A 25,971-nucleotide genomic window follows, 5' to 3' on the forward strand; every position below is an offset into this window, starting at 1 on the left:
ACGGTTTGGGTGTCGCCGAACGACGCGACGACTCGGTGCGACTCACTCGGCGCAGTCGTTCGTCACGGTTCACTCGACGCGGGCGTCTACGACGACGTGCCAGACGCCCTCACTGTGGCTCTTGACCTTGCGGCGGTCCAGAATCTCGACGGGACGGTCGTGGGACGCCGCGGCGTCCCGCAACCGCGAAACCGGCCGGTCCCACAGCAGGTCTTCGGGCGTCGTCTCGTGCATGTGGACGACGCCACCGGATTTCAACGCGCCGAGCGCGCTGTCGAGGTACTCGTGCGACTCGTAGTACCCCATCACCACGCGGTCGGCTTTCGGGTCGATTTCCACCTCGCGGCAGTCGGCGCGGAACGGTTCGACGCGGCCCTGCACGTCGTTGAGCATCGCGTTCTCGACCAGATACTTGAACGAGGCTGGGTTCTTCTCGACGGCGACGACGTTCGCGCCTGCGCGGGCCATCGGGAGCGTGAAGTAGCCGATACCGGCGAACATGTCGAAGACGCGCTCGCCCGATTCGACCACATCGCCCATCCGGGCACGCTCGGCCTTGTTGCCCGGCGAGAACATGACTGAAGCGAAGTCGAGTGCGTACCGGGTGCCGTGTTCCGTGTGTACCGTCTCGGTGTCGCCCTGTCCGGCGACGACTTCCACGTCGGGTTCGCGGAACGTACCGGAGACGCCACCGCGAGCGAGAACCGTGTCGGTCTCGCCGTGAAGGTCGAGTAAGGCTTCGCCGACCTCCTCACGTTTGTCGTCACCGAGAGCGTCGTCGAAGTCGGCATCGAAGTTGACGAGGACGATGTCGCCGACGACTGCCCACGAACTCGGCGCGCGTTCGACCGCCTCCTCGGACCACCTGCGGTCGAGGAGCAACGAATCGAGACCGGGCGCGCGTCGCTCCGGGTCGCGCTGTTCGACCACTTCGAGGACGGCCGTCTCCTGTGGCGGGTCAGTGACTGGGAGCGCGAGAGTCTGCTCGTCGTACTCCCGGACTTTTCGGGCGTCGTCGTAGACGCCCTCCGCTCGCAAGGCCGCGATGGTCGTCTCGCTGTCGGGTTTCGGTACGACTGCCGCGAGATGTGGTGGTTGCTCGTCCTGCTGGTCGGCCATTTTCTACCTCGTCACTCCTCCATCTCGGCGGCGTCCTCGGGGACGACGTGCAGTCCGGCGCGACTCTTGAACACCGGCACGGTGTCGGCATCGGCGTCCATGTACTCCGGGCGCGCAATCGTCTTCGAGCGGTACGTCTCGGGGTCCAGCACCTGCACCGCGTGTTCGTCTTCGACGGTCACGACCGTCGTCTCCTCGGCCTCGTCTACGAAACCGAGTCGGCGCGCGTCGGGGGCGTCGCCCTCCTCGTAGGTGGCCTCGTACTGCTCGCCCGTCGTCAGTCGTCTCCCCTTCAGGTTGCCGCGGACGCTCTTGACGAGGACGGGGCCACCGTCGTCGTCTCGCAGGTCGATAATCTCGCCCGGCGCGTACGGTGGCAGTCGGACGGCGTAGGTCACGCGATACACTTCGTTGCCGTCCTCGTCCTCGGTGACGAGCGTCTCCGAGTCGGAGTAACTCCCGCCGAACTCCTCGACCATCTTCGCGGCGATTTTCTTGCCGATGTTCGACGTGGAGACCTTGATGTCGATGCCGTCGTCGGTCTCCTTCGACTCGGTGACGAAAGCGTCCCGGTCGCCGGTGGCCTCCATCTCGGCTACGATATCGTGGGCGATGACGTCCGCGCGCTCGACTTCCTCTGGCGTGGGGTCGCGGTCTACGGCCCGCACCTGCACGATGCTGGCGTAGTAGTCGCCCGCGATGCGACCGCACCGCTGGCAGGTCTGCCGAGAGATTTTCACGGGCACGACGACTTCCTCCTCGACTGCCGTGCCGCGCACGACCCCCGAGAAGTAACAGTGCATCCGAATGTTGTTCTGGTCCACCTGCTCGGGGTCCACCTGCCACGCAACGTCGTGGGCGTCGAGGTGGATACCCAAGGCTCCGCTGACCTCCTCGATAGCGATGTCCGTGTAGTCGTCAGCGTCCACGTCCACCCAGCGGTTCCCACGGTAGAGGGCACCACATCGGGCACAGACTTGCACCTGAATCTCCTCGGGGGCGTCTACGAGGTCGAAGCGGTCGAAATAACACGCGTCGCAAAGCTTCTGGGCCTTGCCGCGCTGGCCGACCGCGTCGGGAAGGGGCGTCCGTTCGGCGGGGTCTACTTCGAGGGAGTCCCCGCACTCGGGACAGAATCCGCGGGCGTCAGTAGTCATGGAGGAGGCTAGGGCGTTCTCGCTTTTAAAGTTGTAGAAGCGGGGAGGGCTACTTTGTTGGGTCTGGTTGGTCGTCGGACTGCTCATCTCTGGAACGCGGTTCCATGCCTCCGTTGCCGCGATTCCGTAGGTCGTTGATCATTTCCCAGATTTTCTCTCGGCCGAAGAAGGCGACTAATAGGCTGAGTATGGCGACAATTTCTGGGAGATATTCGACAATAAAGCCAATACCTCGCTCAGTTTGGCAGGCGAGAGAGCAAGGAATCTGTAGCTGATACTCGTCTGTATCCAACGGTCGTCCATCTAAGGAAAAGACCGTCGCCTGAACATCGTACCTTCCTGTCTGAAACCGATTTTCTGGGGAGATAGAAACCGGGACAAACACCGTATCGTGAGAGTCGAAATCTTGGACGACTGTGTACGCTCCGTGTTTCAACCACGGGTATGGTAGGTGAAACGGAACCACATCTTCGTCTTTAAATTCTCTCTCAGCCACATTCAATTCAGTCTTAATCTCAATCCTCAGTTCCTCGTAATCACTATCTGAGACATCAATTTTCAAGAAAAAGGTCTCGGTCTGGTCACGTAGGCTCTTGGCGTCATTGGGCTGGATTTCCACATTGACCGACCCGCTTCGTTCGAAATCTATCGGCACCGTCTGTTCGCTCTCGCTCTGTTCCCCAACCGACCCGATCACCACAGAACTCCCCATCGAAATCAGTAGTACACAAACCACGAGTATCGCGTGTGTTCGTTTCATGCCCCATCCGCCGGGACCCCACCCCGACTAACTCCCGGAGTACAACACGACAGAAGATTAGTCTTCTCTGGGAAAACTAGATAGATTACCAGAAAATCAAATCCCGCTACCTCACCAACTCCGGCCCCTCAACCTCCTCGTCACCAGCCTCGTGCCACGAATGGTCAGGTTCCCAGTCCAGCACCTCCCGCGCTTTCGCCACCGACAATGCTCCGTCGTCGCCCGAGACGTTGCAGTCAGCGGGCAACTCCCCGAAGACCTCCTGCAACGCCTCCTCGATGGGCATCTCCAGATAGTTCTCGGCCGCCGCGGCGTGGAACGGTTCGTGACCGTCGAAGTCGGCCGCTAAACTGGCAGCCACGATGCTCGCTACGTCGCGCACGTCCACGTAGGACCAGAAGTTGCCAGCCCCCGCTTCGAGGTCCTCGCGGGCGTCGAGGCAGTTGTACTCGCCGGGGTACTGAATCCACGAGGGGCGAATCGAGGCGACCGGAACGTCGTACTTCCGCGTGACCATCTTCGCAACTTCCTCGCCGACGACTTTCGAGGTGCCGTAGGGGTCCTCGGGCCGCAGGTCGGTCGCCTCCCGAATCGGCAGTCTGTCGGGCAGTCGCTTCTCGTCGGCGAAGGGGAACCCGTAGGCGCTCTCGCTCGACGCCCACGCGATTCGGGCGTCTGCGCGGCCAGCACCCACGAGAACGTTGTAGGTCGCCGTGACGTTCGTCTCGAACACCCGCCCTCCGGCGTGGCGCGTCGGCGACGGCAGGGCGGCCCAGTGAACGACCGCGTCAGGGTCGAGTTCCGCGAGCAAGTCGAGTGCCTGCCCGCGGTCAGTCAGGTCGGCGGCGCGAAAGTCCACGTTCTCGTGGGCGTCGATTTCCCACCCCGGATGCGTCTGGTCGATGCAGACGACGAAATTCTCGCGCGCGAGGTAGTCGGCTATCCAGCGGCCGGAGCGTCCGAGTCCGCCCGTGACGACGACGGTTTCCATGGCGGTACTATCGGCGGACCGCGAGTAAAGACTAGGTGTCCCGGAATTCGTCAGAATCCCGCGACCGCCATCGACTCGACGAGTCCCTGCGAGAGCGCGATGTAGGCCAGTGCGAACAACAGCGCGTCGTACAAGCCGTGGACGAGAATCGGCACGACGAGATTTTCCGTCCAGACGTAGAGGTAGCCCAGCAGAATCGAGAGACCGAAGAGGATGACCATCGTCACGCCCACGGCGAAGAGGTCCGGTGTGGCGATGTACATCGTCGGGAAGTGGACGAGCGCGAAGAGGACGCTGGCGACGAGAATGGCAGTGACTTCCGAGAACGTCTCGCCGAGGTAGCGTTGGATGACGCCGCGGAAGAGTATCTCCTCGGCGGGGCCGACGACGAGGATAGAGAGAGGGACGAGAACGAGCAAGGTTTCGAGAAGGCCCTCCTCCGCGAGTTGTGTGACGGAGTTGCCAGCGAGTGGCAGGCCGAGCGCTTGCGCTGCGAGGATGGCGACCAGTCGGAAGACGAACAGCGCGACGGTGCCGCCGACGACGAATCCGACTGCGCGAAGGGTCGGCATCCGAACGTTGAGGTACTCGAATTCGCGGTCGGTCAACCGGAGAAACACGAGCGCGGCCGCGACGAAGCCCAATTCCGAGAGGACGAACGCGGCGACGAACTGCGTGAGGACGTTCATCTGTACGAGAATCGCGGGAATAGACAGCAAGATTCCGAAGAGGATCCCGAGCAGTGAGAGACCGGTAGCGATCCCGACACGGCGAAGTGGACTGGCGGTGGTGTGGGACATCACAGTGGATGACAACACGCAGAAACAAATACGTTCGTAGCGATTCGAATCGGATGGCGAGAACGACGCCCCGAAATCGCCCCTCTTGACTGAACGTTTAAACGGTGTGAAATCCTAGGGGGCGGTATGAAATGGAAGTCAGACTGGGGTCTGCGGGCACGCATGGGACTGACGATGTTCCTGCTGTTCGCGCTGTACATCGTGTTCGTCGGTGTCCTGACCGAGTTCTTCAACGTCGGTATCTTCTTCGTCCTCCTGATACTGGGTGGCTTCTCGCTCGCCCAGTTCTTCTTCAGCGACAGGATTACGCTGTGGAGCATGGGGGCACATGAAGTCGAAGAAGACGAGTACCCCGAACTCCACCGGATGGTCGGCCGACTGAGCCAGCAGGCAGACCTCCCGAAACCGACGGTCGCAGTGTCGCAGAGCCGCGTCCCGAACGCGTTCGCTACGGGACGCTCTCAGAAGAGTTCGGCCGTCTGCGTGACGACTGGCCTGCTCAACACGCTCGACAACGAGGAGTTAGAGGGCGTGCTGGCCCACGAACTCGCGCACGTCAAGAACCGCGACGTGATGGTGATGACCATCGCGTCGTTCCTCTCGACCATCGCGTTCCTCGTCGTGCGCTGGGGTTGGTGGTTCGGCGGCGGCGACGACGACAGTCCGCAGGTCTGGGTCGCCATCCTCGCCTCGCTCGTCGTCTGGATTATCAGCTTCCTGCTCATCCGCGCGCTCTCGCGCTACCGTGAGTTCGCCGCGGACCGCGGCGGAGCCAGCATCACCGGCAAACCTGCCGCGCTGGCGTCTGCGCTGATGACCATCGACGGCCGGATGGACAAGGTACCGAAGAAAGACCTCCGCGAGCAGTCGGAGATGAACGCGTTCTTCATCATCCCGCTGAAGGGCGACTTCATCGGCAAGGTGTTCAGCACGCACCCGAGTACCGAGGCCCGCATCGAGCGACTCCGCGACATGGAGCGCGAGATGGAATCGGCCTGAGCGGAAGGTTTTTGGACTTTTCTGCGAGCTAACAGAGCCGTGAACAGACGGCAGTTCGTCGGGAGCGCGGGCACCGCGCTCGCTAGCGGATTTGCAGGCTGTGCAGGATTCGGTTCGGAAGCCGGTGGAACACCCTACGCGCTCGAATTGCACCACATCTCGCCGGACGGATATCGAGTCGAGTTCGCCGCGAACACCGGAGACCTGACCGACGAGATGCTCGACGTCTTCCTGAGCGCGCTCGACGGAAAGCACCGAACCTACGGGCACAGGCCGTTCAAGTACGTCCCGACGGCGGTGGAGAAAGGCGGCGAGTTCTATCGAATACACGTCGAAGAAACTGGGCAGAAGACCCACCAGCGGACGACACTTCGTGGCGAAGTCGTCACGAGCGAGAGCGCCGAGCGACGTGCAGTGGATTTCGTAGAGTTCGAGAATGGCCCGGCCGTGAGGCAAGCTATCGAGTACGCGAAGAAAGACGACGCGACATCTGAGGACTACTACGTCTTCCACGACTCCGACCCGGATTCGAGCGACCTGCTTCCCGAACCAGAACACGAGTTCGTGAGCTACGACGGCCAAGTTTTCCGTCTCGTCGTGGGTCAGTACCGCCTCATCGAAACGGAGTACACCCACACGACCGAGAAGGTCGCCGACACCGAGACGGCGTTCCGCGAGTACGTCTACGAGGAAGTCGTCACTGTCCAGTTCGACCGCTCGAAAATGTCGGAGAAACAGCGAGGGATTCTGCGGCAAGCCCGGAGAAACGACTATCGGGAACGAAAACAACTCTCGGAGGACTACCGTGCGCTCCTCAGTCGCATCTGGGGCGGGAAGATTCCCTCCGAGACGACAGGGAACCATCTCAAATACGAGAACGACGTCTGGAGAGCAACCCTACACGTCTCCAGTTACCCGCCCTAACAGGCCACCGGTCGAGTACTCTCCAAAAAGAGGCCTCACGGCGTCTTGACGTAGTTGTATCCCTCGTCTTCCCGTTTCACTAGTTCTCCCACGCCCGCGGGCACCGTCTCGACGCCTTCCAGTACGTCCTCCGGCGTGAGGTCCCGGAGACCGAGACTGTTTCGACAGGCCCGGAACGAGACGCCTTTCTCGACTAACGCCACGATTTCGTCTCGCTTCGTGGTCTCGTCCTCGGTCAGTAAGTACACGCCGTCGCCGTTCGCCACGAAGACGACGCTCTCGACCGTCGTGGAGTCGTCTTCGAGCAAATTTTCGACGTTCGCAATCGCGTGTGCCTGTTCGCCTTCGCCCCCGCTGAAGTGTAGTAGCGCGTCCATGGTTTCCCTCACAGTGCATCGTGGGCAACCATACTGGACGTTTCGGCCACCCCGGTTCGACGATCAGGGAATCTTGATGTAGCCGTAGCCCTCCGCCTGTAACTTCGTCAGTTCGCCGACGCCCGCCGGGACAGTCTCGGCCCCGGAGAGCAGGTCGTCTTCGGTCATCCCCTTCGCGTCGAGGCTGTTCTGACACGCGAGGAGCGACACGCCCTTTTCGGCCAGTTGCTCGACCTCTTTGGGCTGGTCAGAGTCGCTCGTCAACAGCGAGACGCCCGGTCCGTTCGCCACCAGAGCAACCGCATCGGTGTCGGTGGTCTCGTCCGCGAGGAGGTTCTGGACGTTCGAAACCGCGTGATTCTGCTGGCCTTTCTCGCCGCTGAAGTGGAGTACGACAGTCATATCTGAGTTCGTAGTGGTACTGGTCTCGTCTTCCGACGTCTGCTCGTCAGTCGTCGTTTCGTCGGTCGTCTGCGTGCTAGTTCGTGCGCTGGTCTGTTCGGTCGCCGCCGAAGAGCCGTCGCTGCCCGCACAACCGGCGAGCGCGACGACGGCCCCAGAGCCAGCGGCCGTCAAGAACCGACGGCGGCTACGGTGGGACATCGTACGCCATGGTTGGTCTGGGGGTTGCTTTATTACGCGCCAGATAAGCCCACTTTCGGAGACCCAAATAACTCCGGAAGGCACCGCAGTCGGAGCCGCCTCTTTTTATCCATGCGTGCGTAGACCCGACCATGGGACTGTTCGACGGACTGCGAGAGGTGCTGGGCATCCGCGCGGAAGCGGACGCGACGCGAAAGGCGGACCCCGAGGACCTCTTCGGGATGAGTACCGCCTACATCACGATGGAAGCAGAGTTGGGCTACGCGGCCGTCGGCGAGGCCGCGCTCTGTTTCTCCGAGGTAGACAACACGGACTTCCGCGACGCCGTCGAGGAAGTGCACGACATTCTGGAAGTCGGCGCGGAAGAGACGGGGACCGAAGCCGAAGGCCACACCGACGACTACGGCTACTCGTGGGTCGTTCTGCGCGACGACGACTTCGAGGACCTCGTGACGAGCCTCAACTTCGCGGCGGACACGCTGATGGAGCGTGGGTACGGCTCGCGTCTCTTGGCGGCTGTTTTTGCCTTCCGCGATGCTTCGGAGAACCATCGAAACGGAGGCGGTGGAACCGCCGACGGCAAGCCAGCCTACTGGGTCTACTCGTTCCGGCGCGGCGCGTACTACCCCTTCGCGCCGAAAGGCGACCACGAGCGCGATTCGAGCGTGGAGTTCAAACTGGAGAGCAACTTGGACGGCGAACTCGACGTGGAGAGCGACAAGGAGTACTGGTATCCGCTGTGGCCCGACGCGCCGGGCGAACATCCGTGGGACTGAACGAGTCCCGAGAGCCGAGAGCTAATTCGCCGAATGTCGCGGCAGTTCGACCTCGAAGACGGTACCGCGCGGTTCGTTGTCGGTGACAGAGAGACAGCCGTCGTAGGCAGAGACGAGAGTCTGTGAGAGGAACAGACCGAAACCGTGGTCGCCGTCCTCGGCCGGTTCGAACAGCGTCTCTTTCTCCTCTTCTGGAATTCCCGGCCCGTTGTCTGCGATGCAGACGGTCACCGTCTCGTCGTTCTCCTCGACGTGGAGCGAGACTTGGGCCACGTCTTTGTCGTTGTGCTCGACGGCGTTCGACAGCAGGTTGACGAACGCACGCGACAGCGCGTCGTTCGCAGTGACGGTCAGGTTCGACGGCACGTCGGCGTCGAACTCCGCGTCTTCGAACGCCTGTTCGACCGTGTCGAGTTGCGACGCGAGCATCGGAGAGAGTTCGACGGAGTGTAGTTCCGCCTCGTCCATAACCGTCTCCGTGACCGTCCGAGAGGACTTGATTAGCTTCGTCGCGTCCTCGCTCTGCGTGCTGAGGGTGTCGAGCCACGGTTCGCCTTCTTCGTCTACGTGGTCTTCGAGGATGGCCGCGTGACTCTGGATGACGGCGAGGTCGTTGAGGATGTCGTGGCGGAGCAGACGATTGAGGAACGACATCGCGTCCCGGGTACGGCGCACCTCCGCAGTCTCACTACGGAGGCGAACGACGAGGACGCCAGAGATGAATCCGACGATAGCTCCAGCGTCTGCCGCGAAGAGCAGGCTGAACGCCGCTTCGCCAACTTGGTGTTTCTCTGCCAATCGGACGGCGATAGTGAACCCTTGGATACCGAGCATCGTGGCGAGTCCGCCCACCGTCCAGTAGAACGTCCGCCACTCCTGGTTGGGCGTCAGTTCACTTGTCGTGAGCCAGTAGCCAGCGTAGACGACTGAGCCCGACAATATGAGACCGAAGAACAACGCGAGAATCGGGAATGCGAGAAAGTGAGTCGTTTCCAAGTCGGAGACGAGGTTCAACACTGCGCCACCCGAAAGTAGGAGACCGACGGCACTCACCGCCCACGGAGCGACGCCAGGCCCGTCCTCGGTAGCCGGAGCAGGAGAGCGGTCCATGGAAGTATCTACGTCGGCCTTGTGAGAGGAGCATCTTAAATCGGGACTATTCACGGCGACAAAAATATAGGTTTTGATACACTTCTCCCCGGGTATATATACTCGGTTTCAATTCCGAATCGACGCGCCCACGTCTGCCAGTTTCACTTTCAGTCTGGTGTTAACGTGGGTTTATATGATGGGCCGCACAAGGCAAGAATACGATGGCAGACGAAGACCTCGAAGAACTCCCGGGCGTCGGCCCGGCGACGGCCGAGAAGCTCCAAGACGCAGGTTTCGACTCGTATCCCAGCCTCGCAGTAGCCAGTCCCGGCGAACTCTCCAACACCGCCGACGTCGGTGAGTCCACCTCCGCGGACATCATCCAGGCCGCGCGGAAGGCCGCCGACGTGGGTGGCTTCGAAACTGGCTCCGCGGTCCTCGAACGCCGCGAGAAGATCGGTAAACTGAGCTGGAAGATAGACGAAGTAGACGACTTGCTGGGCGGCGGCGTCGAAACGCAGTCTATCACCGAAGTGTACGGCGAGTTCGGTGCCGGTAAGTCCCAGGTCACGCACCAGCTTTCGGTCAACGTCCAACTCTCCCGCGAACACGGTGGTCTCGGCGGGAGCGCAATCTTCGTGGACAGCGAGGACACGTTCCGCCCAGAGCGCATCGACGACATGGTTCGCGGCCTGCCGGACGAGGCACTCCAAGCGGCTATGGACGAGCGCGAAATCGAAGGGAGTCCCGACGACGACGAGGCGATGGAGGAACTCGTCGAGGACTTCCTCGACAAGATTCACGTCGCCAAGGCGTTCAACTCTAACCACCAGATGCTGCTGGCCGAGAAGGCCCAAGAACTCGCCAGCGACACCCAAGACGACGACTTCCCAGTTCGTCTCCTCTGCGTGGACTCGCTGACTGCCCACTTCCGCGCGGAGTACGTCGGTCGTGGCGAACTCGCGGAACGACAGCAGAAACTCAACAAGCACCTCCACGACCTCGACAAGGTCGGCAACCTCCACAACGTCGCCACCGTCGTCACGAATCAGGTCGCGTCGAACCCCGACTCGTTCTTCGGCGACCCGACCCAGCCTATCGGTGGCAACATCCTCGGCCACAAGTCCACGTTCCGGATGTACCTCCGCAAGTCGAAGGGCGACAAACGCATCGTCCGCCTCGTGGACGCGCCGAACCTCGCCGACGGCGAGGCGGTCATGCGCGTCGAAGACGGCGGCCTGAAGCCCGAGTAACGCGATTTTCACGTTTTCTATTTCTGAGATAGGGCGAGAAAATAGCCGGTAGAAGCCCGAACGGCGGCGTGGTACTTGTTACCGATAGTATCCAATGACTTAACCGTGTCTCGCTCCTACGGGAAGTAATGAGTGAAGAATCTGGGCGACGAAATCTTCGGATGCCCAACGACGACGAACTCTTTGCAGTAGTAACTGAACACAACGGCGGTAACCACGTTCGCGTGCAGTGCGAGGACGGCAAGAGCCGAATGGGCCGCATCCCCGGCCGAATGAAGTACCGCACGTGGATCAACGAGGACGACGTAGTGCTCGTGGAACCGTGGGACTGGCAGGACGAGAAGGCTAACGTTGAGTGGCGTTACACCGAGCAGGACGCCGACCAACTGCGCCGCGAAGGCCACATCAACTGATTCTGTAGCCGTTTTCGGTATCCGTTAGACGGTCGCGACTACTCGTGCAGTAGAAGCTTCGAAAACTGAGTCGTGACTAGTATGCGTCGGCAGTCGGCCTCATCGACCGGGAACCCGCCGATTCGTAGCGGGGACAGCCAAGCTTACCGCAGCGTCAGCCGATTCTCACTATATTGGAATTACAGTGCAATACTATACGGTTCACTGCCAACAGATAGACAGAGGGAATCCGATGACCAATTCACAGATTCAAGCCGACGAGACGGTAGACGCACGCGGTGCCACCTGTCCGGGGCCGATGATGGACCTCATCGGGAAGGTCAAGAACGTCGGACCGGGCACCGTAATCGAACTACAGAGTGAGGAGAGCGGCTCGACGACCGACGTGCCCGAGTGGGTCGAGAAGGCCGGACACGAACTCCTCGACGTCGTCGAACGAGACGGTTACTGGAGCATCTACGTGAAGAAGCATGACTGAACGAATCGCCATCGTCGGTGGCGGAACCGGCGGGACCGTCCTCGCGAACCGACTCGCGGAGTCGCTCTCGACGGAAATCGACGCGGGCGAGGTTGCTGTAACACTCGTCACCGACGACCCGAACCACACGTACAAACCGACGTACCTCTACGTCGCCTTCGGCGAGCGAGAGGTCGCGGACGCCAAGCGACCGCTCTCGGAACTGCTGGACGACCGCGTCGAACTCCGAATCGACCGTGTCGTTGACATCGACACGGATGAGAAGCGACTGCACTGTCAGGACGGGCAGACGACGCTCTCGTACGACTACCTCACGCTGGCGACGGGAGCGACGGTCACACCGAAGGAGACGCCCGGACTCGCGGAGGGCGGCCATCACTTCTACGGCCCCGACGGCGCGGAACGACTCCGCGACGAACTCGCCGAGTTCACCGAGGGCCACCTCGTCCTCAGCGTCGTCGGCACGCCGCACATGTGTCCGGCTGCACCGCTCGAATTCGTCCTCATGGCCGACGACTGGCTCCGCAAGCGCGGACGACGCGAAGCCGTGGACATCACCTACACGTACCCCATCGGCCGGGCGCACGGACTGGAAGCCATCGCCGAGTGGGCGACGCCGAAACTCGAAGAACGCGACATCGGCGTCGAGACGTTCTTCAACGCCGAGACAGTGGACTCCGACGAGAAAGTCATCTCGACGGTCGAAGGCACCGAGATGGACTACGACCTGCTGGTCGCTATTCCACCCCATCGCGGCGACGAACTGATAGCAGAGGCCGGTCTCGGGGACGACGGCTGGGTCGCCGTGGACAAGCACACGCTCGAAGCCGAGGAAGCCGAGGACGTGTACGCCATCGGCGACACCGCCGACGTACCGACGAGCAAAGCGGGGAGCGTCGCCCACTTCGAAGCGGGCGTCGTCGCCGACCGCCTCGCCGACCGAGTGCGCGGTCGGACACCGACCGCGCGCTACGACGGCAAGACCGTTTGCTTCATCGAGGCCGGAATGGACGAAGCGACGTTCGTCCGGTTCAACTACGGTGAGCAACCGACGCTGCCAGAACCGTCCCGATTCATCCACTGGGCGAAGCTCTCGTACAACGAATCGTACTGGCTGACCGCCAAGGGGTTGCTGTGAGGTGGTCGAGATGAACGAACAAGCGGAACTCGAAACTTCGGGTGCGCTCGAAGAGGCCATCGCGGAGAACCCCGAAGAGGTCGCCAGATTCGTCCGACGACTCGGACTCGTCAACGACCTCCTCGACGCGGGCGAACTCGTCAGCGAGGCTGCGGACGACGAGATGGTGACGAACGCTGCCGCTACGAGCAGCACGCTCGCGGAGGCCGCCGATGGACTGGCGACCGACGAGACGACGCGATTGGCCGAGACAGTCGGCGAGAACGGTGACGAACTCTCGGCCGCCGCGGAGACACTGGTCGAACTGCAAGCGAACGGAACGCTGGACGACCTCGCGGCAGTTGCCGACGTGCTACCACTGTTGTCCGGCGCGCTGGACGACGAGATGGTGACGAACCTCGCTCGCACCGGCAGTTCGTTAGGCGAGGTCGCCGACACCGCGTCGGACCCCGACACCGTCGAAGGTCTCCAGACGATGCTCTCGGCGGTCGGCGAGGCCGCCGACTCCGAGACCCCTCCGGAACGCGTCGGCGCGGTCGGGCTGGTTCGCGCGATACGAGACCCAGACGTGCAACGCGGACTCGGGTTCCTGCTCGATATCGCACGAGCTACCGGACGGCAGTTCGACGCGGGCGAAACGCGGCGATAGAACAGGACAACTCCGTCTACTCGTCGTCTTCTTCGGTCGTCGTCTTGTCGAGGTCCTTCTGCGCCCACCTTTTACTGCGCTCGCTATTGCGCGGCCGGGGGCCGCGAAATCGCTCGCTTGCAAAATCTGGACCAAAAACAGCCTCAGTCGTCTTCTTCGGTCGTCGTCTTGTCGAGGTCCTTCTCGCCCTCGTAGATGTCTGCACCGTCCTGGACAACTTTCTCGGCCAGCACCGCACACTTCACGCGCATCGGACTGATATCGACGCCGAGCATGTCGATGACGTCGTCGCGGTCCAGTTCCTGCATCTCCTCGACGCTCATGCCCTGCAACTTCTGGGAGAGCATGCTGGCACTGGCTTGGCTGATGGCACAGCCGTCGCCGCGGAACGCGACGTGTTCGATGGTCTCTTCGTCGTCGTCGAGTTTGACATCGACGGTGATTTCGTCGCCGCACATCGGGTTTTCGCCAGCGTGGGAGTAGGTGACCTCCGGCAGTTCCCCGTAGTTTCGGGGGTTCTTGTAGTGGTCGAGAATCTGCTGGCGATACATGTCCGAACCCATGGTCATATTGGAAGCACGTACGGGAGTGGCGTTGAAAAGGCTACCGACGACCTTTTCCTGCGGGGCGGGCGCGAGGCGCCCGCCCACTGGCAAAACGTCGATGAAAATCACCGGAAGACAAACCGCGTCTTCCGAGCCTTCCTTCACATCCGCTCAGGAAGACACGTCGTCACCGCCTACGGCGCGGCTTCGCCGCGCCTTCGACGGTTCCTCGGACGCGCTCGCTCGGCGAGGCGCGCGTGGCGCGCCTCGCCTCACTCGCGGTGGGTGCGCTGGTGATTTACCGCCACCGCCTCCGCACCGCGACCGTAACGCCACCGCCTCCGCACCACAATTTAGGCCGCGTAGCCGATTGCCGCGGCGTCGAGTACGAGGAGCGTCGCGACGAGTGCGTTCGTGCGGAACGCCATCTTCAGTCGGGTCGGGAGTTCGCCGACGTTCGCTTCTCGGGCGCTCTTCGTCTCGCGCCACGCCCAGAGGCTCGTGAGTGCGAAGATGCCGTACAGGGTCATCATGGCGATGAGGACCGTGCCGCGGAGTCCCTCGGGAAGTTCGTTGTTGTAGAGTTGCGCGAGCGCGAGGCCACCAGTGCCGCCCATCAAGAGGATGCCACCGAATCCGAACCACTTCAGCGAATCCAGCACGTCCAACGCGACGGCCGGGTCGCCGTTGCGCTCTGCGGCGGGAATGACCAACATGCCAGTGACCATGTAGCCGCCCGTCCAGAGGACCGCCATCAACGTGTGGACAGCCATCACGATTGCGAGAGTGTTCACCATGTCTACACCGTGAGACGGCGACCTCAAAATACGGCCGGTTCTCGGTGACGGCGCGGAGCGAGTGCTCGTTTCACGACACTGAAATTTATAACGTCTCGCTGTTCAGTTTTGAGGAGAATGGTCATTCCGCGCCCAATTTCGACCGAATCACCCTCCACGAACTCGACACAGCGACGGTTACGAACCGCTGGGGAACGATGAATCGACGTACCTTCCTCCGTGGCGTGGGTGCCACTCCGGCGTTCGTCGCCGCTCCGAGTCTGGCCACCAACGGCACGACCGCCCAGTCGATGTCACCAACGAGCGTCTCGCTGACCGGCGCACTCGAAGCCGTGGTCGGCGACGACGGCACCACAGTGTATCTCGCCACGCACGACGGCTTCGCAGTCGCGGACGTAAGCGACCCCGATAATCCGGAGATACTCACAGAGCGACGAAACCTGCTCGGCGACCGCGAGTACGGGCCGCTGACACGCATCTACGACGTAAAAGTCTCGGGCGACAGGCTACTCGTCGCTGGGCCGAACTACGGAGCGTTCGGCGACGAACTCGCCGGATTTCTCCTCTACGACGTAAGCGACCCCGCGAACCCCAAACAGGTCGCCTTCTTCGAAACCGACCACGGCATCCACAACGCCTTCCTCCACGGAGAGACTGCGTATCTCACCGGGACCGGGTTAGACGACGAACCGCTGGTCGTGGTGGACGTGTCCGACGACGACCCGGAGGAAATCGCGCGGTGGTCAGTGACCGACGAGAACGATACGTGGGGACCGGTCCAGAGTTCCATCCACACCTGTCACGACGTGTACGTGCAGGACGACACGGCGTACGTCGCCAACTGGGACGCCGGAACGTGGCTACTCGACGTGAGCGACCCTGCGAACCCGACCGCCGAAGCGCAACTCGGCGGCCGAGACCCCGACACAGTTCTGGACTCGAATTTCGAGATGTTCACCGAAATTAGGGAGCGACCGGGGAACAGCCACTACGTCGCGCCGAACGAGGACGGAACGCTCCTCGCAGTCGGCCGCGAAGCGTGGGACGACGACGCGAGCGAGCGAATGGGCGGACCGGGCGGCATCACGCTGTGGGACGTCAGCGACCGCTCTTCGCCCGAGCGACTCGTGCGACTCGCGCCGCCGACCTTCGAAGACGCGTCTTCGTTCGTCAACCGGACCTCGCACAACTTCGCGTTCCGCGGCGACCGACTCTACACCTCGTGGTACAGCGGCGGCGTCCGAGTGTACGACGTGAGTACGCCCACCGAACCGATGCTAGTGGATGCGTGGGCGAAGCCAGCGGAGACCTCTTTCTGGACGGCCCAACCCGTAGCTGGCGGGTTCGTCGCCACCAGCCAACTCAACCCGACGAAGTACGAGCAACTGAGTCGAGAAGAGAAACGGAAGCCGAACGAGTCCGCGAAACTGTTCACCTTCCCGGAACCCTCCGCAGAGAACGCAGAACCTGCTCGGACGGGCGGCATGTTTGTCCAGTCGGGTGGAACGGCTGAGACGACTACCGACGAAACAGCCGAAACGGCCCGGACGACCGGAACGACGAGAGAGACCCCGGCCGACGCGACGGGACAGACCACCGCTGACACACCGACCGCCGACCCCGTGGAAACCACGACAGGCACCGGAACAGGGGGCGACGTGCCGGGATTCGGCGTCGTATCCTCCATGGTCGGCGGCGGTCTCGCGCTCGCGGAGTCGCTCCGACGACGAGCAGACGATTAATCCGCACTGGTCTGCCGGTCGCTCGCTGAGGGTTTTTCGTCGGTGACGGACTCGCTCGCCGATTCGCTCTCTGACCCGCCCGCCGGTTCGCGCGCCAAGCCGTAGTCTCCGGGGTCGATGTCACTGAGTGCTGGCATCCCACGAAGCGAGGGATGGACGACCCAGTAGAAGGTCAGAAACAGGAATCCGAGGCCCGTCGCGGCGACGACGAGCGTCGGAGTCCACGCATCCGCAACTGTGCCACCCAACAACGACCCGAGTGGGGCCGCCGCAGTCCCGGCGCTCACGCCCACCGACGAGACGCGTCCGAGCAGGTGGTCGGGGACGACCGACTGCTTGAACGCAGCGAAGACGACGTTCGTCACTCCGACCGGAACCCACGCCAGCGCGAACAGCGCGACTGTTCCGAGCGTCTGGGGCACGGCGAGCGCAGCAAACCATAGCACGCCACCGACCGCGAATCCGGTGGCCGATAGCACGTACAGCGAGCGGCGCTTGAGCGGCGAGGCGACCAGCGCGCCGACCAGCATCCCGCCCGTGATGGCCGCGAGCAGGAGACCGTAGGTCTCCGGGCCGCCCCGCTCGGCCGCGAACGCCGGGAGGACCGCCATCGTCGCGCCGATGGTGAAGTTGACGACGACCGACCCCGCTATCACCGGGACGAGTACCGTCCCGCGAACGTGGTCGATACCTTCCTGGAGTTTGTCGAAGTACTCGGTGAGCGGTGCCTGTTCTTCCGCCTCTTCGGTGTCGGGGTTGGCGTCGAGTTCTACTTCGTCACCGTCACCACTACTCGGAATCCGCGCGACGGCGAACAGTCCAGCGGCGAGCGCGAACGTCACCGCGTCGAGCGTGTAGATAGCGACCGCACCGACCGCCGCGACCAGCACGCCGCCCGCCGCGTTGAACGCGAGGTCCACGCCCTGATACGCGAACGAGAACGCGGAGTTGGCGTCCACGAGTTCCTCGTCCTCCACGACGCGAGGGAGCGCCGCAGTCTCGGCGGGGTAGACGAACTGGTTGCAGAGCGCGAGGACTGGCATCACGACCAGCACGAGGCCGACCGAGAGGTGACCAGTGAAGTGCGCTATTGGGACGACCAGAACGAGAACGGCTTGCAGGAGTTGCGTGCCGACCAGCGTCCTGCTGATTTTCCAACGGTCTACGAGCGGTCCGGCCAGAAACTGGAGTGCTTGGGGGCCGAGCGTCAGTGCGCCAGCGAGACCTGTGTAGAACGCCGACCCGCCGAGGTCGTAGACCAGCCACATCGCCGCGACGTAGTAGAGGCTATCGCCCGCGTTCGTGACGAGTCGCCCGGCGAAGAGTCGCCGGAACGTCCGATTCTCGAAGACAGATTGCATGGGAGAGCGGAGGCTTCCCGACCAAAAAGGTGTTCGCAGAAATACATTTCTGTGAGCGAGCTAGCCGAAACGGATTTCGGTCAAGCGATGGACACTATTCGGCGGTCACGGTCAGTTCGTCGTCTATCGAGATGTCGAGCGTGTCCCCGTCGAGTTCGAGGGTCATTTCGATTTCCCACGGCTCCTCGGAGCGAACGGTCGGCGAACCGTTGCGAAGCCACGCTAACTCCCACCACGGCGTCTCGTTGAGGTCTATTCCGTGGTCGTGGTGGAACGCGACGACGACGGGGTGATAGAGCGCGTACGACCCGAGCGAGGAGTAGGCGCGTTCGCTACATCGCTGACAGTCGAACTCGACACCGACGTCGTCGGCGACGTGTTCCGACCCGGTGACGAATCCGGTGGTCATCGGTCCCATGCAGTTGGGGCAGATGCCACCGACCATGAGCGAGAAGACCCCGCGCATCCACCTGATGAACGTCTCGCTAAGTTCGTCGTTCATTCGGCCCTCGACCCCGCCGGGTGGGAAGCCGAACGCGGACAGTTGGTCGTCGCAGGTCGGACACCGAACCGTCACTCGCTCCTCGCTGTAGTGCACCTCGACCTGCGACTCGCAGGCCCTGCAACGGGAGTCGATTTCGAACGGGTCGAGCGACCCCTGTTTCGTGTACGTCCCCGCAAGAATCGCGCCGACGACCCGCAAGCCGGCGAACGTCAGTTCGTAGCCAGATTCAGTCTTCCGGACGAACGTCCCCGCGAGTTTGTCGAGGTGGTAGTTGAACTGACCGCTGTCGCGCACGCCGACCCGTTCGCGCAGGTCCGAGAACGGAACCGCCTCGTCGGCCTCGTGGATGGCCCAGAGGATGGCGATTCGGGTCTCGTTGCCGAGCAAGGAGAACGCCTGCTCGGGGGACTGCTCTTCGAAGGCGTCGGCGTCGGGCATGGCAGGCAATACGAGACAGGGAACGAAGAGATTGTGGTCTACTCGTCGAACGCTCTGACGTAGAGGTAGAAGAGACCGAGAATCGTGGCCGGAAGCGAGACGACGAATCCGGCGACGAGGAGGAAATCGTACCACGGGGTGACTTGGGTGAGCATCTCACCCTGCGAATCACGCGGCGTGATAATAGTCGTTCGGTGCCGAAGGGAGAACGTACGAGCGGCGAACGGAGACGACGTTCAGGCGTCGCCCGCGACTTCCCGTTCGAATCGCTCCACGAACTCGGTGACGTAGGCGGCCCGCTCAGCGGCGAGTTCGCGGCCAGCGTCGGTGTACATCCGCTCGGGGAGGTCGAGAATCTTCTTGTCGATGTGGTTCAACTGCGTCTGTCCGGCGGCGGTCTCGTCCGCCTCCGGCGGCAGGTCGGGGTCGTGGAGTCGCTGGCCGAGTTCGCCGCCGTAGGAGAAACAGCGGGCGATACCGACCGCACCGAGCGCGTCGAGGTTGTCCGCGTCGGAGAGGATTTCGGCCTCCCGCGACTGGGGTTCCACGTCGTTCGAGTAGCGATGCGCTCGGATACAGTGCTGGACCGCCTCGATGGTCTCGGGGTCGGCGTCGAGGTCCGCGAGAATGTCTGCGGCCTCCTTCGCACCCCACTCGGCGTGGTCTTCGATTTCGCCGTCGTCCTCCTTCGCACGTCCCACGTCATGGAGCCAGACCGCCGCGAACAGGACGCGCTCGTCTGGGTCGTACTGCTCGGCGAGCGTCTCGGCCAGTCGCGCGACTCGCTGGACGTGGTGCCAATCGTGGGAGGGGTTGACGCCTCCGAAGTAGGACCGTGCCCGCTCGCGCACTTCGTCTTGCATACGAGTGAGGAGTGCAAAACGTGTCAAAAGCGTGTCGAAGGTCGAACCAGCGCGTCGCTCCCCGCCACGTCCTCGCTTATGTACGGAGGCGGTGTAACCGCTCCATGGCCGACCGAGACGACGACGATTTCGACCCTGAGGAGCCCGAGCAGCGCCAGATAGGACGAGAGATGGTCGACGAGAGCACCGGACTCGGGTCGGTGATGGCGCACTTCTATCGCGGGGAGATGAGTCGAGCGACGACGTGGCGTCAGCGACTCGACCAGACGACGACGTGGGCCGTGACGGTGATGGCCGCGATCTTAACGTGGGCGTTTTCGAGCGCCGACAATCCCCATTACATCTTGCTCGTCGGTATCGTCGTGGTATCGGCCTTTCTCGGCATCGAAGCGCGTCGGTACCGCGACTACGACGTCTTTCGTTCGCGCGTTCGACTGCTCCAGGAGAACTTGTTTGCGAACGCCCTCGACCCCTCGCGAGATGTCGAACATCGCGACTGGCGCGTCGAACTGGCCAGAGACCTGCGCGTCCCGGCGCTCAAGGTCTCCTCGCAGGAAGCGCTCGCGAACCGCCTTCGACGCGTCTACCTCGCGCTGCTCGGCGTGCTGCTCGTCGCGTGGGGCTTTCGAATTACGGCGTTTACCCCGGCCGGACGCACGTGGATCGAAGCCGCCAGAGTGGCCTACCTTCCGGGAGTCGCCGTCGTGGCTGGCGTCGGAATCTTCTACGCGCTCCTGGTCGTCGTCGCGTTCTGGCCCCGAAAGCGTCGTGCGAAGGGCGAGTTCCGCGAAGGAGAACCGGGCGCGTGGAAGGATTCGACCGAAAAGTGAACGCGCCGTCTCGAACGACGGCAACAGAGAGCGTGTCGAACGCGAAACGAGAGGCGACGAGGGCGCAGTCTATGCGAACAGTTCGCGAGCGTCGTCGATAGCCTCGACCAACTTGTCGATTTCCTCTGTAGTGTTGTAGATGTAGAACGACGCACGCGCAGAGGCCGCCACGCCCAGTTTGTCGTGCAGTGGCTGCGTACAGTGGTCGCCCGCGCGAATCGCCACCGCCGAGTCGTTCATGATGGACGCGAGGTCGTGCGCGTGGACCCCCTCCAAATTGAACGCGACGAGTCCGCCGCGGTCCCGGTGGTTCATCGGCCCGTAGATGTCGATGTCTCCCAGTTCGCTCAGTTGTTCGAGGGCGTACCCGGCTAACCGTTCCTCGTGGCGTTGGACGTTCTCCATGCCGATGTCTTCGAGGTACTCGACGGCCTCGGCGAAGGCGATGCCCTGCGCGATAGACGGGGTGCCTGCCTCGAACTTCCACGGCAGGTCGTTCCACGTCGATTCCTCGTAGGTGACCTTCCGAATCATGTCGCCGCCGTAGAGGTACGGCTCCATGTCTTCGAGAATCTCCTCCTTGCCGTAGAGACCGCCAATGCCGGTCGGTCCGGCCATCTTGTGGCCCGAGAAGGCGTAGAAGTCCACATCGAGGTCCTTCACGTCCACCGGCCGGTTCGGCACCGCCTGCGCGCCGTCGCCGAAGATGAGTGCGTCGTGGTCGTGGGCGATGTCGGCGAGTTCCGAGATGGGGTTGACAGTGCCCAGCGAGTTCGAGACGTGGACTGCGCTGACCATCTCGGTGTCGTCGGTGATGAGTTCGGCGGCCGCTTCCATGTCGAGGTAGCCGTCCTCCGTAATCGGGATGTACTTGACCTCGGCGCCGGTCTTCTTGCCGACCTGTTGCCACGTGACCAGCGAGGCGTGGTGTTCCATCTCCGTGAGGACGATTTCGTCCTCGGGGCCGAGTTCGTTCAGGCCCCACGAGTAGGCGACCAGATTCTCCGCTTCTGTGGTGTTCTTCGTGAACACCATCTCCTCTCGGCCGTCGGCACCGACGAAGTCGGCCACTGTGTCGTGGGCCTCCTCGTAGGCGATGGACGCCTCTTGGCTCAACTGGTGGATACCTCGGTGGACGTTCGCGTTGTACTCGTAGTAGTACTCCGAGATGGCTTCGACGACCTGCTTTGGCGTCTGGGTCGTCGCGGCGTTGTCGAGGTAGACGACCTGTTGGCCGTCGAACTCCCGCTGTAGTATCGGGAAGTCCTCCCGGATGCGCTCTACGTCGAGCGCGTCTGACTTCTGAATTCCCATTAGGCACGTCTACGGCTTCGAGGATGAACTTTCCTTCGGTCCCGACGCTCTGCTCGAAACCACGAATGGTTACGTTTTAGCTGGACCGGCGGTGACGAAACTGGAACTCGTTGTCCGGGCGAGAGCGTGAATCGAAGCAAAGCAAAGCAAAGCAAAGCAAAGCAAAGCAAAGCAAAGCAGAGCAGAGCAGAACAGCGCGAACGGGGAACGCGGTTAAGACGCTCCGGTCCCTCCAACTGGTATGGTCTCGAAACGGCGACTCGGTGCGAGTCTGCTCCTCCTCGGCTTGGCGTTCGTCGGCGCGTTCCACGCAGTCGCGGCCGTCGCGTTCGGCACTGGACTCGCGCAAGTCGGTGCCGGATTGGCTGGAATATCGCTGTTGAGTCTGGTCGTCGTCAACCTGCCAGCGCTCGGTGAGAGTGGAGGCGATGAGTGAGATTGCGCCATCGGATTCGAATCACGTGATTGCGTACAGGTCGCCGGGGGCCGTCGCAACGTAGACGACGCCGTCCACCACGGCCGGACCGTGGTTGATTCCGGCCCGCGTGTAATCCCCGAAGAGGACTTGGCGCGTCTGCACTCGCCAGCGTTCCTCACCGCTCGTGGCGTCGAATGCGACGACAGCGCCGTCACCCGTTCGGGAGGTGTCGCCGACGTACACGGCATCGTTCGTGACGGCCGGTGGTCCCGGCTTCAAATCGCCCGTCGATGTCTGCCACTGTACACTGCCATCCGCGGCGTCGAGTGCGCCAATCGCGTCCCGACCGGCGACGAATAGGGTGCCTGCTCCACCGGCAACTGCCCCGCCAATACCGTCCTGCTGTCGCCAGACGGTCTCGCCGCTGTTCGGGTCGATGGCGTAGACGCCGCCGTCCGCCGACCCGACGTAGAGGCGTCCCTCGATGACGGTTGGTGCAATCCCCGGGTCTGAACGGTCGAGAGAGCGTGTCCACAACTCCTCGCCGCTCTTCCCGTCCAGCGCGAACAGCGTGGGCGATTCGTCGAGCGCGAACACGATACCGGTATCACCATCACTGAACGCGACGGGGACTCGAACGTCCGCGGTCGTCTGAAATCGCCACTTTTCGGAGCCATCGGCCGCATCGACGGCGTATATCGTCGGGTCGTCAATCGCGCCGGGAACGTACACGGTGCCACCCGCGACCGTGGGCGAGGGGAGCGCTCCGGCGTCCTCGTCGGTTTGAAACGTCCACGCGTCCGACCCGGTCTCTACGTTCTTCGCTTCGAGGTCGGACGTGCCCACGAACAGCATATTGTCATCGACCGCTGGCGTACTCATGTGGCCGCTCCAGTTGCCCTCGTTCGCGGTGCCGGTTTCGCCATCGACAGCCAACTTCCCGGCGAAGGCCCTGCCACTGCTGACGACGACACCGGCTCCGGCTTCCGTGCAAGCACTGTAGCGCCACGCGACGGACGCGTCTTCCTGCGGGCCGGTTGCTTCGGGATTGTAGCCGGAGTTCCCGGCGTCGTACTGGTACGTCGGCCACGCCGCCGTCGCGGGGAGGGAAACGTCCGACTCGTGGCGCGTCCGCCCAGTCTGACACTCTGTCTGGTTCCCGAATCCGGCGACACAGCCAGCGATACTCGCGAGTCCCGCTGAGAGACTGCTACGGAGCAGGCGGCGTCTCGACGGAGGCATTTTCGACAAAGACGACACTGGTCCCGTAAATGCTTTCTCCATAGCTGATACGAGACGGAAGTCAGCGAGAAATGCGGGAAATCGGTGAGAAATCGGGAATCCGCAAGAAACTACATCCGCAGGAACTGCGCGTGCCGCGTCGAATCCACGTCGAGGACGTTCTCCTCGTCCACGAACCCGCGTTCGACCGCGATTTCGACCGTCTGCTCGCCGACGAGGTTGGCGACGGTGGCGCGGGCGAGACTGTCCGCAATCGCCTGCTCGTCGGCCTCCTCGCCGCCGTAGAACTCTTCGGAGACGTGCAGTGATATTTGCCCGTCCTCGAACGTCTCGCCGAGTACGTCGTCGTCACAGACTGCCACGAGCAGTCCTTCGTCGGTCTGTCGCTCGTTGAGTATCATCTACAACTCCTGTTGCTTCTGTTGGTGTTCGTCCACCAGTTCCTGTTCGGCCTGCTCGCGCATCTCTTCGGCCTCTTCGGCTATCTCTTCGGCTTCGTCGTACTCGCCGAGTTCTTCGAGCGCACGGGCCTTCTCGTCTAGAATTTGGGAGTTGCGCAGGCCGAGTCGGATGGCGTTTTCGAGGCTGTTGAGCGCGTCCTCCGCGAGGCCGCGTTCGAGCAGGAAGAACCCGCGGTTGAACCACGCCTCGGCGAAGCGGTCGTCTATCTCGACCGCCTTCTCGGCGTGTTCGAGCGCCTGCTCGCTCCGGCCCGACTCCCAGAGCGCGTAGGCGAGGTTGGTCTCCGCGGTGGCGGCGTGTTCGCTCTCGTCGTCGATGTGCAGGGCTTCTTTGTAGGCTCCGATGGCTTCGTCCCACTCTTCGAGTTTCGAGTGGGCCGCGCCCTTGTTCGTCCACGCCTCCTGTTCGAGGAGACTGTCGTCGGGAGCGTACTGGGCGGTCCGCTCGAAGGTGTCTGCGGCCTGCTCGAAGCGGTTTATCTTCATGTAGTTCAGGCCCACGTCGAGCAGTTGCTCTACGTCTACCTCGTCGTCGGCGACGCTCCGCTGGTCGAGCAGGTCGGCGACGACCCGCGAGTCCACGGGGTCAACCTTCTCGGGGTCCACGTCGAGTTCCGGCGGGTCGAGGTCGAACTCCTCGTAAGGGTCGTCGAAGCCCTCGCCCTCGGAGAACTGGTGGTCTCGATTTTCGTCCGTCGGGTCGGTCATGTGGACGTGTTTGGGGTCGAATGGGGTTAAGAACTGCGTCTTCGAGATTGGAAGGCGTGGAAGCGAGAGGTGTGGAATCGTAGTTCTGGTTCGCCTGGATTGGAGACTGCAACCGCTCGTGATTCCATTGCAGTCAAGTCGAAGCTAGCTACTCCCGGTGCCGAGGAGAGACCGCACAGCACCGCGCCGCACCGTATGGGCCACATCCCTCCCCAGCCGATTCGCTCCACTCCTGCGGTCGTTTCGCTCATCCCTCGCACGTTTTAGCGCGGCCACTAACGGGCCGCGCAAGCGCGCGCCGTGTCGGTTGGTCAATTTCGCGCATTACACCGTCCAGATGGCGCGCGGGAGCGACGACAGGAGCGACTCGTGCGAGGGACGAGACTTGCGAGACGCTTCGCGTCTCGCTGATCTGCGGATGTAATCCGTAGACAACGAGCGTGGAAAGTGCGACCCGTGGTCGCGCTTTCCAGAACCGAATCGCGCAGTCGGTTGGGGAGGGTGGGTGCGGTATTCTCGGTATCGGAGTAGCTAGCTCCATCGCGTCAGCACCGTCAATCGACGAGAAGAGCGCAAAAATCCAAATACCAACCTGGAAACCATCACGAACCCAGCGTCCCACTACCTTCAAGCCGTCATCCAACAATAGCCCACGCATGCGACTGTTCGTGAGCATCGACCTCCCCGACGAACTCACAGCCGAAGTACGCGCGCTCCAAGAGGAGTTCAGCGGTGCCTCCGGCCTCAACTTCACCGACCCCGCGCAAGTTCACGTCACGCTCAAATTCCTCGGTGACGTGAGTCGCGGCCAACTGCCCCGCGTGAAGAACGCCGTCAGGCGCGCACTCTCCAAGACCGACGTCGAACCGTTCGAAGCTTCCTTCGAAGGACTCGGCGTCTTTCCCGGACTGGGCTACATCAACGTCGTCTGGCTCGGCGTCGGCGACGGGAGCGAGGAGATGACCAAACTCCACGAAGCTATCGAGCCAGAAGTCACGAGACTCGGCTTCGACCCCGAGGACCACGACTTCACGCCGCACGTGACCCTCGCGAGGATGGAACACGCTGGCGGCAAAGAGATGGTACAGGAGAACGTCGAGGAGTTAGCACCGACCGTCGGCCGGATGCAGGTGTCCGAAATCCGACTGACCGAGAGCACCCAGACCGAGGCCGGGCCCGAGTACACGACCGTCGAGTCGTTCCCGCTGGGGTAGTCGA

At 62.6% G+C, this 25,971-nt stretch carries 29 protein-coding genes; 12 read left to right on the top strand and 17 right to left on the bottom strand.

Going from position 1 to position 25,971, the window contains the following annotated elements; all coding sequences use genetic code 11:
• Positions 1-69 precede the first annotated feature (69 nt).
• The 5 genes from F7R90_RS15670 to F7R90_RS15690 all read right to left on the bottom strand — a co-directional run bounded on the left by F7R90_RS15670 (position 70) and on the right by F7R90_RS15690 (position 4,827).
• Positions 70-1,119 carry a class I SAM-dependent methyltransferase gene (locus F7R90_RS15670; RefSeq protein WP_158058341.1) on the bottom strand — a complete coding sequence of 350 codons (1,050 nt, stop codon included), beginning with the start codon at positions 1,117-1,119 and terminating at the stop codon, positions 70-72.
• Between the two features lie 11 nt (positions 1,120-1,130).
• Complete coding sequence (locus tag F7R90_RS15675; RefSeq protein WP_158058342.1) at positions 1,131-2,276, bottom strand: 60S ribosomal export protein NMD3; 1,146 nt, start codon at positions 2,274-2,276, stop codon at positions 1,131-1,133.
• Between the two features lie 49 nt (positions 2,277-2,325).
• Positions 2,326-3,036 (bottom strand): hypothetical protein, encoded by a 711-nt coding sequence (locus F7R90_RS15680; protein WP_158058343.1) that lies wholly within the window; start codon positions 3,034-3,036, stop codon positions 2,326-2,328.
• Positions 3,037-3,142: 106 nt separating this feature from the next.
• Positions 3,143-4,027, bottom strand: a complete 885-nt coding sequence (locus F7R90_RS15685; RefSeq protein WP_158058344.1) for an NAD-dependent epimerase/dehydratase family protein — start codon at positions 4,025-4,027, stop codon at positions 3,143-3,145.
• Positions 4,028-4,077: 50 nt separating this feature from the next.
• Entirely contained in the window at positions 4,078-4,827 is a 750-nt protein-coding gene (locus F7R90_RS15690; RefSeq protein ID WP_158058345.1) for a CPBP family intramembrane glutamic endopeptidase, read from the bottom strand.
• Positions 4,828-4,953: 126 nt separating this feature from the next.
• Here F7R90_RS15690 and htpX point away from each other — a divergent pair, with 126 nt between their 5' ends.
• Both htpX and F7R90_RS15700 read left to right on the top strand, forming a co-directional pair.
• A complete protein-coding gene (gene htpX / locus F7R90_RS15695; RefSeq protein ID WP_158058346.1) occupies positions 4,954-5,826 on the top strand; it encodes a zinc metalloprotease HtpX in 873 nt (290 codons plus the stop codon).
• Between the two features lie 39 nt (positions 5,827-5,865).
• Positions 5,866-6,750, top strand: coding sequence for a twin-arginine translocation signal domain-containing protein (locus tag F7R90_RS15700; protein WP_158058347.1), 885 nt, complete (start codon positions 5,866-5,868; stop codon positions 6,748-6,750).
• A 35-nt stretch (positions 6,751-6,785) separates the two neighbouring features.
• On the opposite strand, the gene F7R90_RS15705 is transcribed toward F7R90_RS15700, so the two are convergent.
• Entirely contained in the window at positions 6,786-7,127 is a 342-nt protein-coding gene (locus tag F7R90_RS15705) for a DsrE family protein (protein ID WP_158058348.1), read from the bottom strand.
• 63 nt (positions 7,128-7,190) lie between these two features.
• Positions 7,191-7,730 carry a DsrE family protein gene (locus tag F7R90_RS15710; protein WP_158058349.1) on the bottom strand — a complete coding sequence of 180 codons (540 nt, stop codon included), beginning with the start codon at positions 7,728-7,730 and terminating at the stop codon, positions 7,191-7,193.
• A 131-nt stretch (positions 7,731-7,861) separates the two neighbouring features.
• Between F7R90_RS15710 and pspAB the strand changes: the two genes are divergently transcribed.
• Positions 7,862-8,506: a PspA-associated protein PspAB gene (gene pspAB, locus F7R90_RS15715; RefSeq protein ID WP_158058350.1), complete on the top strand. Its 645-nt coding sequence runs from the start codon at positions 7,862-7,864 to the stop codon at positions 8,504-8,506.
• A gap of 21 nt (positions 8,507-8,527) precedes the next feature.
• Here pspAB and F7R90_RS15720 read toward each other — a convergent pair whose 3' ends face one another.
• On the bottom strand, positions 8,528-9,616 hold the full coding sequence (locus F7R90_RS15720; protein ID WP_158058351.1) for an ATP-binding protein: 1,089 nt from the start codon (positions 9,614-9,616) through the stop codon (positions 8,528-8,530).
• Between the two features lie 203 nt (positions 9,617-9,819).
• On the opposite strand from F7R90_RS15720, the gene radA reads away from it, so the two are divergent.
• The 5 genes from radA to F7R90_RS15745 all read left to right on the top strand — a co-directional run bounded on the left by radA (position 9,820) and on the right by F7R90_RS15745 (position 13,529).
• On the top strand, positions 9,820-10,851 hold the full coding sequence (gene radA / locus F7R90_RS15725; RefSeq protein ID WP_158058352.1) for a DNA repair and recombination protein RadA: 1,032 nt from the start codon (positions 9,820-9,822) through the stop codon (positions 10,849-10,851).
• A 128-nt stretch (positions 10,852-10,979) separates the two neighbouring features.
• A complete protein-coding gene (locus tag F7R90_RS15730; protein ID WP_158058353.1) occupies positions 10,980-11,264 on the top strand; it encodes a translation initiation factor eIF-1A in 285 nt (94 codons plus the stop codon).
• Positions 11,265-11,496: 232 nt separating this feature from the next.
• A complete protein-coding gene (locus F7R90_RS15735) occupies positions 11,497-11,742 on the top strand; it encodes a sulfurtransferase TusA family protein (protein ID WP_158058354.1) in 246 nt (81 codons plus the stop codon).
• Positions 11,735-12,880 carry an NAD(P)/FAD-dependent oxidoreductase gene (locus tag F7R90_RS15740; protein ID WP_158058355.1) on the top strand — a complete coding sequence of 382 codons (1,146 nt, stop codon included), beginning with the start codon at positions 11,735-11,737 and terminating at the stop codon, positions 12,878-12,880. Before F7R90_RS15735 ends, F7R90_RS15740 begins: the two co-directional genes overlap by 8 nt.
• Before the next feature lie 10 nt (positions 12,881-12,890).
• Entirely contained in the window at positions 12,891-13,529 is a 639-nt protein-coding gene (locus F7R90_RS15745) for a DUF1641 domain-containing protein (RefSeq protein ID WP_158058356.1), read from the top strand.
• Positions 13,530-13,672: 143 nt separating this feature from the next.
• Here the strand turns inward: F7R90_RS15745 and sufU are convergent, their stop codons facing one another.
• Complete coding sequence (gene sufU / locus F7R90_RS15750; protein WP_158058357.1) at positions 13,673-14,098, bottom strand: Fe-S cluster assembly sulfur transfer protein SufU; 426 nt, start codon at positions 14,096-14,098, stop codon at positions 13,673-13,675.
• A 329-nt stretch (positions 14,099-14,427) separates the two neighbouring features.
• Positions 14,428-14,871: a hypothetical protein gene (locus tag F7R90_RS15755; protein ID WP_158058358.1), complete on the bottom strand. Its 444-nt coding sequence runs from the start codon at positions 14,869-14,871 to the stop codon at positions 14,428-14,430.
• Positions 14,872-15,068: 197 nt separating this feature from the next.
• On the opposite strand from F7R90_RS15755, the gene F7R90_RS15760 reads away from it, so the two are divergent.
• Positions 15,069-16,613, top strand: a complete 1,545-nt coding sequence (locus tag F7R90_RS15760) for an LVIVD repeat-containing protein (protein ID WP_158058359.1) — start codon at positions 15,069-15,071, stop codon at positions 16,611-16,613.
• Here F7R90_RS15760 and F7R90_RS15765 read toward each other — a convergent pair.
• From F7R90_RS15765 to F7R90_RS15775, 3 genes are all read right to left on the bottom strand, one after another.
• Positions 16,610-17,974 (bottom strand): MFS transporter, encoded by a 1,365-nt coding sequence (locus F7R90_RS15765; RefSeq protein ID WP_158058360.1) that lies wholly within the window; start codon positions 17,972-17,974, stop codon positions 16,610-16,612. The two genes, F7R90_RS15760 and F7R90_RS15765, sit on opposite strands and share 4 nt — an antisense overlap.
• 94 nt (positions 17,975-18,068) lie before the next feature.
• Positions 18,069-18,917, bottom strand: a complete 849-nt coding sequence (locus F7R90_RS15770; RefSeq protein ID WP_158058361.1) for a winged helix-turn-helix domain-containing protein — start codon at positions 18,915-18,917, stop codon at positions 18,069-18,071.
• 236 nt (positions 18,918-19,153) lie between these two features.
• The gene (locus F7R90_RS15775) at positions 19,154-19,780 is read right to left on the bottom strand and encodes an HD domain-containing protein (protein ID WP_158058362.1); all 627 of its coding nucleotides are present in this window, start codon (positions 19,778-19,780) and stop codon (positions 19,154-19,156) included.
• A gap of 104 nt (positions 19,781-19,884) precedes the next feature.
• Here F7R90_RS15775 and F7R90_RS15780 point away from each other — a divergent pair, with 104 nt between their 5' ends.
• Positions 19,885-20,610 (top strand): DUF2270 domain-containing protein, encoded by a 726-nt coding sequence (locus F7R90_RS15780; RefSeq protein ID WP_158058363.1) that lies wholly within the window; start codon positions 19,885-19,887, stop codon positions 20,608-20,610.
• 69 nt (positions 20,611-20,679) lie between these two features.
• Here the strand turns inward: F7R90_RS15780 and F7R90_RS15785 are convergent, their stop codons facing one another.
• Entirely contained in the window at positions 20,680-21,918 is a 1,239-nt protein-coding gene (locus F7R90_RS15785; RefSeq protein ID WP_368408564.1) for an aminotransferase class V-fold PLP-dependent enzyme, read from the bottom strand.
• Positions 21,919-22,165: 247 nt separating this feature from the next.
• On the opposite strand from F7R90_RS15785, the gene F7R90_RS15790 reads away from it, so the two are divergent.
• Positions 22,166-22,360, top strand: a complete 195-nt coding sequence (locus tag F7R90_RS15790) for a hypothetical protein (protein WP_158058365.1) — start codon at positions 22,166-22,168, stop codon at positions 22,358-22,360.
• A 21-nt stretch (positions 22,361-22,381) separates the two neighbouring features.
• Here the strand turns inward: F7R90_RS15790 and F7R90_RS15795 are convergent, their stop codons facing one another.
• The 3 genes from F7R90_RS15795 to F7R90_RS15805 form a co-directional block, all read right to left on the bottom strand.
• Positions 22,382-23,584, bottom strand: coding sequence for an outer membrane protein assembly factor BamB family protein (locus F7R90_RS15795; RefSeq protein ID WP_192498338.1), 1,203 nt, complete (start codon positions 23,582-23,584; stop codon positions 22,382-22,384).
• 110 nt (positions 23,585-23,694) lie between these two features.
• Positions 23,695-23,985, bottom strand: coding sequence for a DUF424 domain-containing protein (locus tag F7R90_RS15800; protein WP_158058367.1), 291 nt, complete (start codon positions 23,983-23,985; stop codon positions 23,695-23,697).
• Complete coding sequence (locus F7R90_RS15805; protein WP_158058368.1) at positions 23,986-24,753, bottom strand: tetratricopeptide repeat protein; 768 nt, start codon at positions 24,751-24,753, stop codon at positions 23,986-23,988. It lies immediately after the preceding gene.
• A gap of 656 nt (positions 24,754-25,409) precedes the next feature.
• Between F7R90_RS15805 and thpR the strand changes: the two genes are divergently transcribed.
• A complete protein-coding gene (thpR, locus tag F7R90_RS15810) occupies positions 25,410-25,967 on the top strand; it encodes an RNA 2',3'-cyclic phosphodiesterase (protein WP_158058369.1) in 558 nt (185 codons plus the stop codon).
• Positions 25,968-25,971 lie beyond the last annotated feature (4 nt).

It is taken from the genome of Halorussus halophilus (genome assembly GCF_008831545.1).
Lineage (GTDB): Archaea > Halobacteriota > Halobacteria > Halobacteriales > Haladaptataceae > Halorussus > Halorussus halophilus.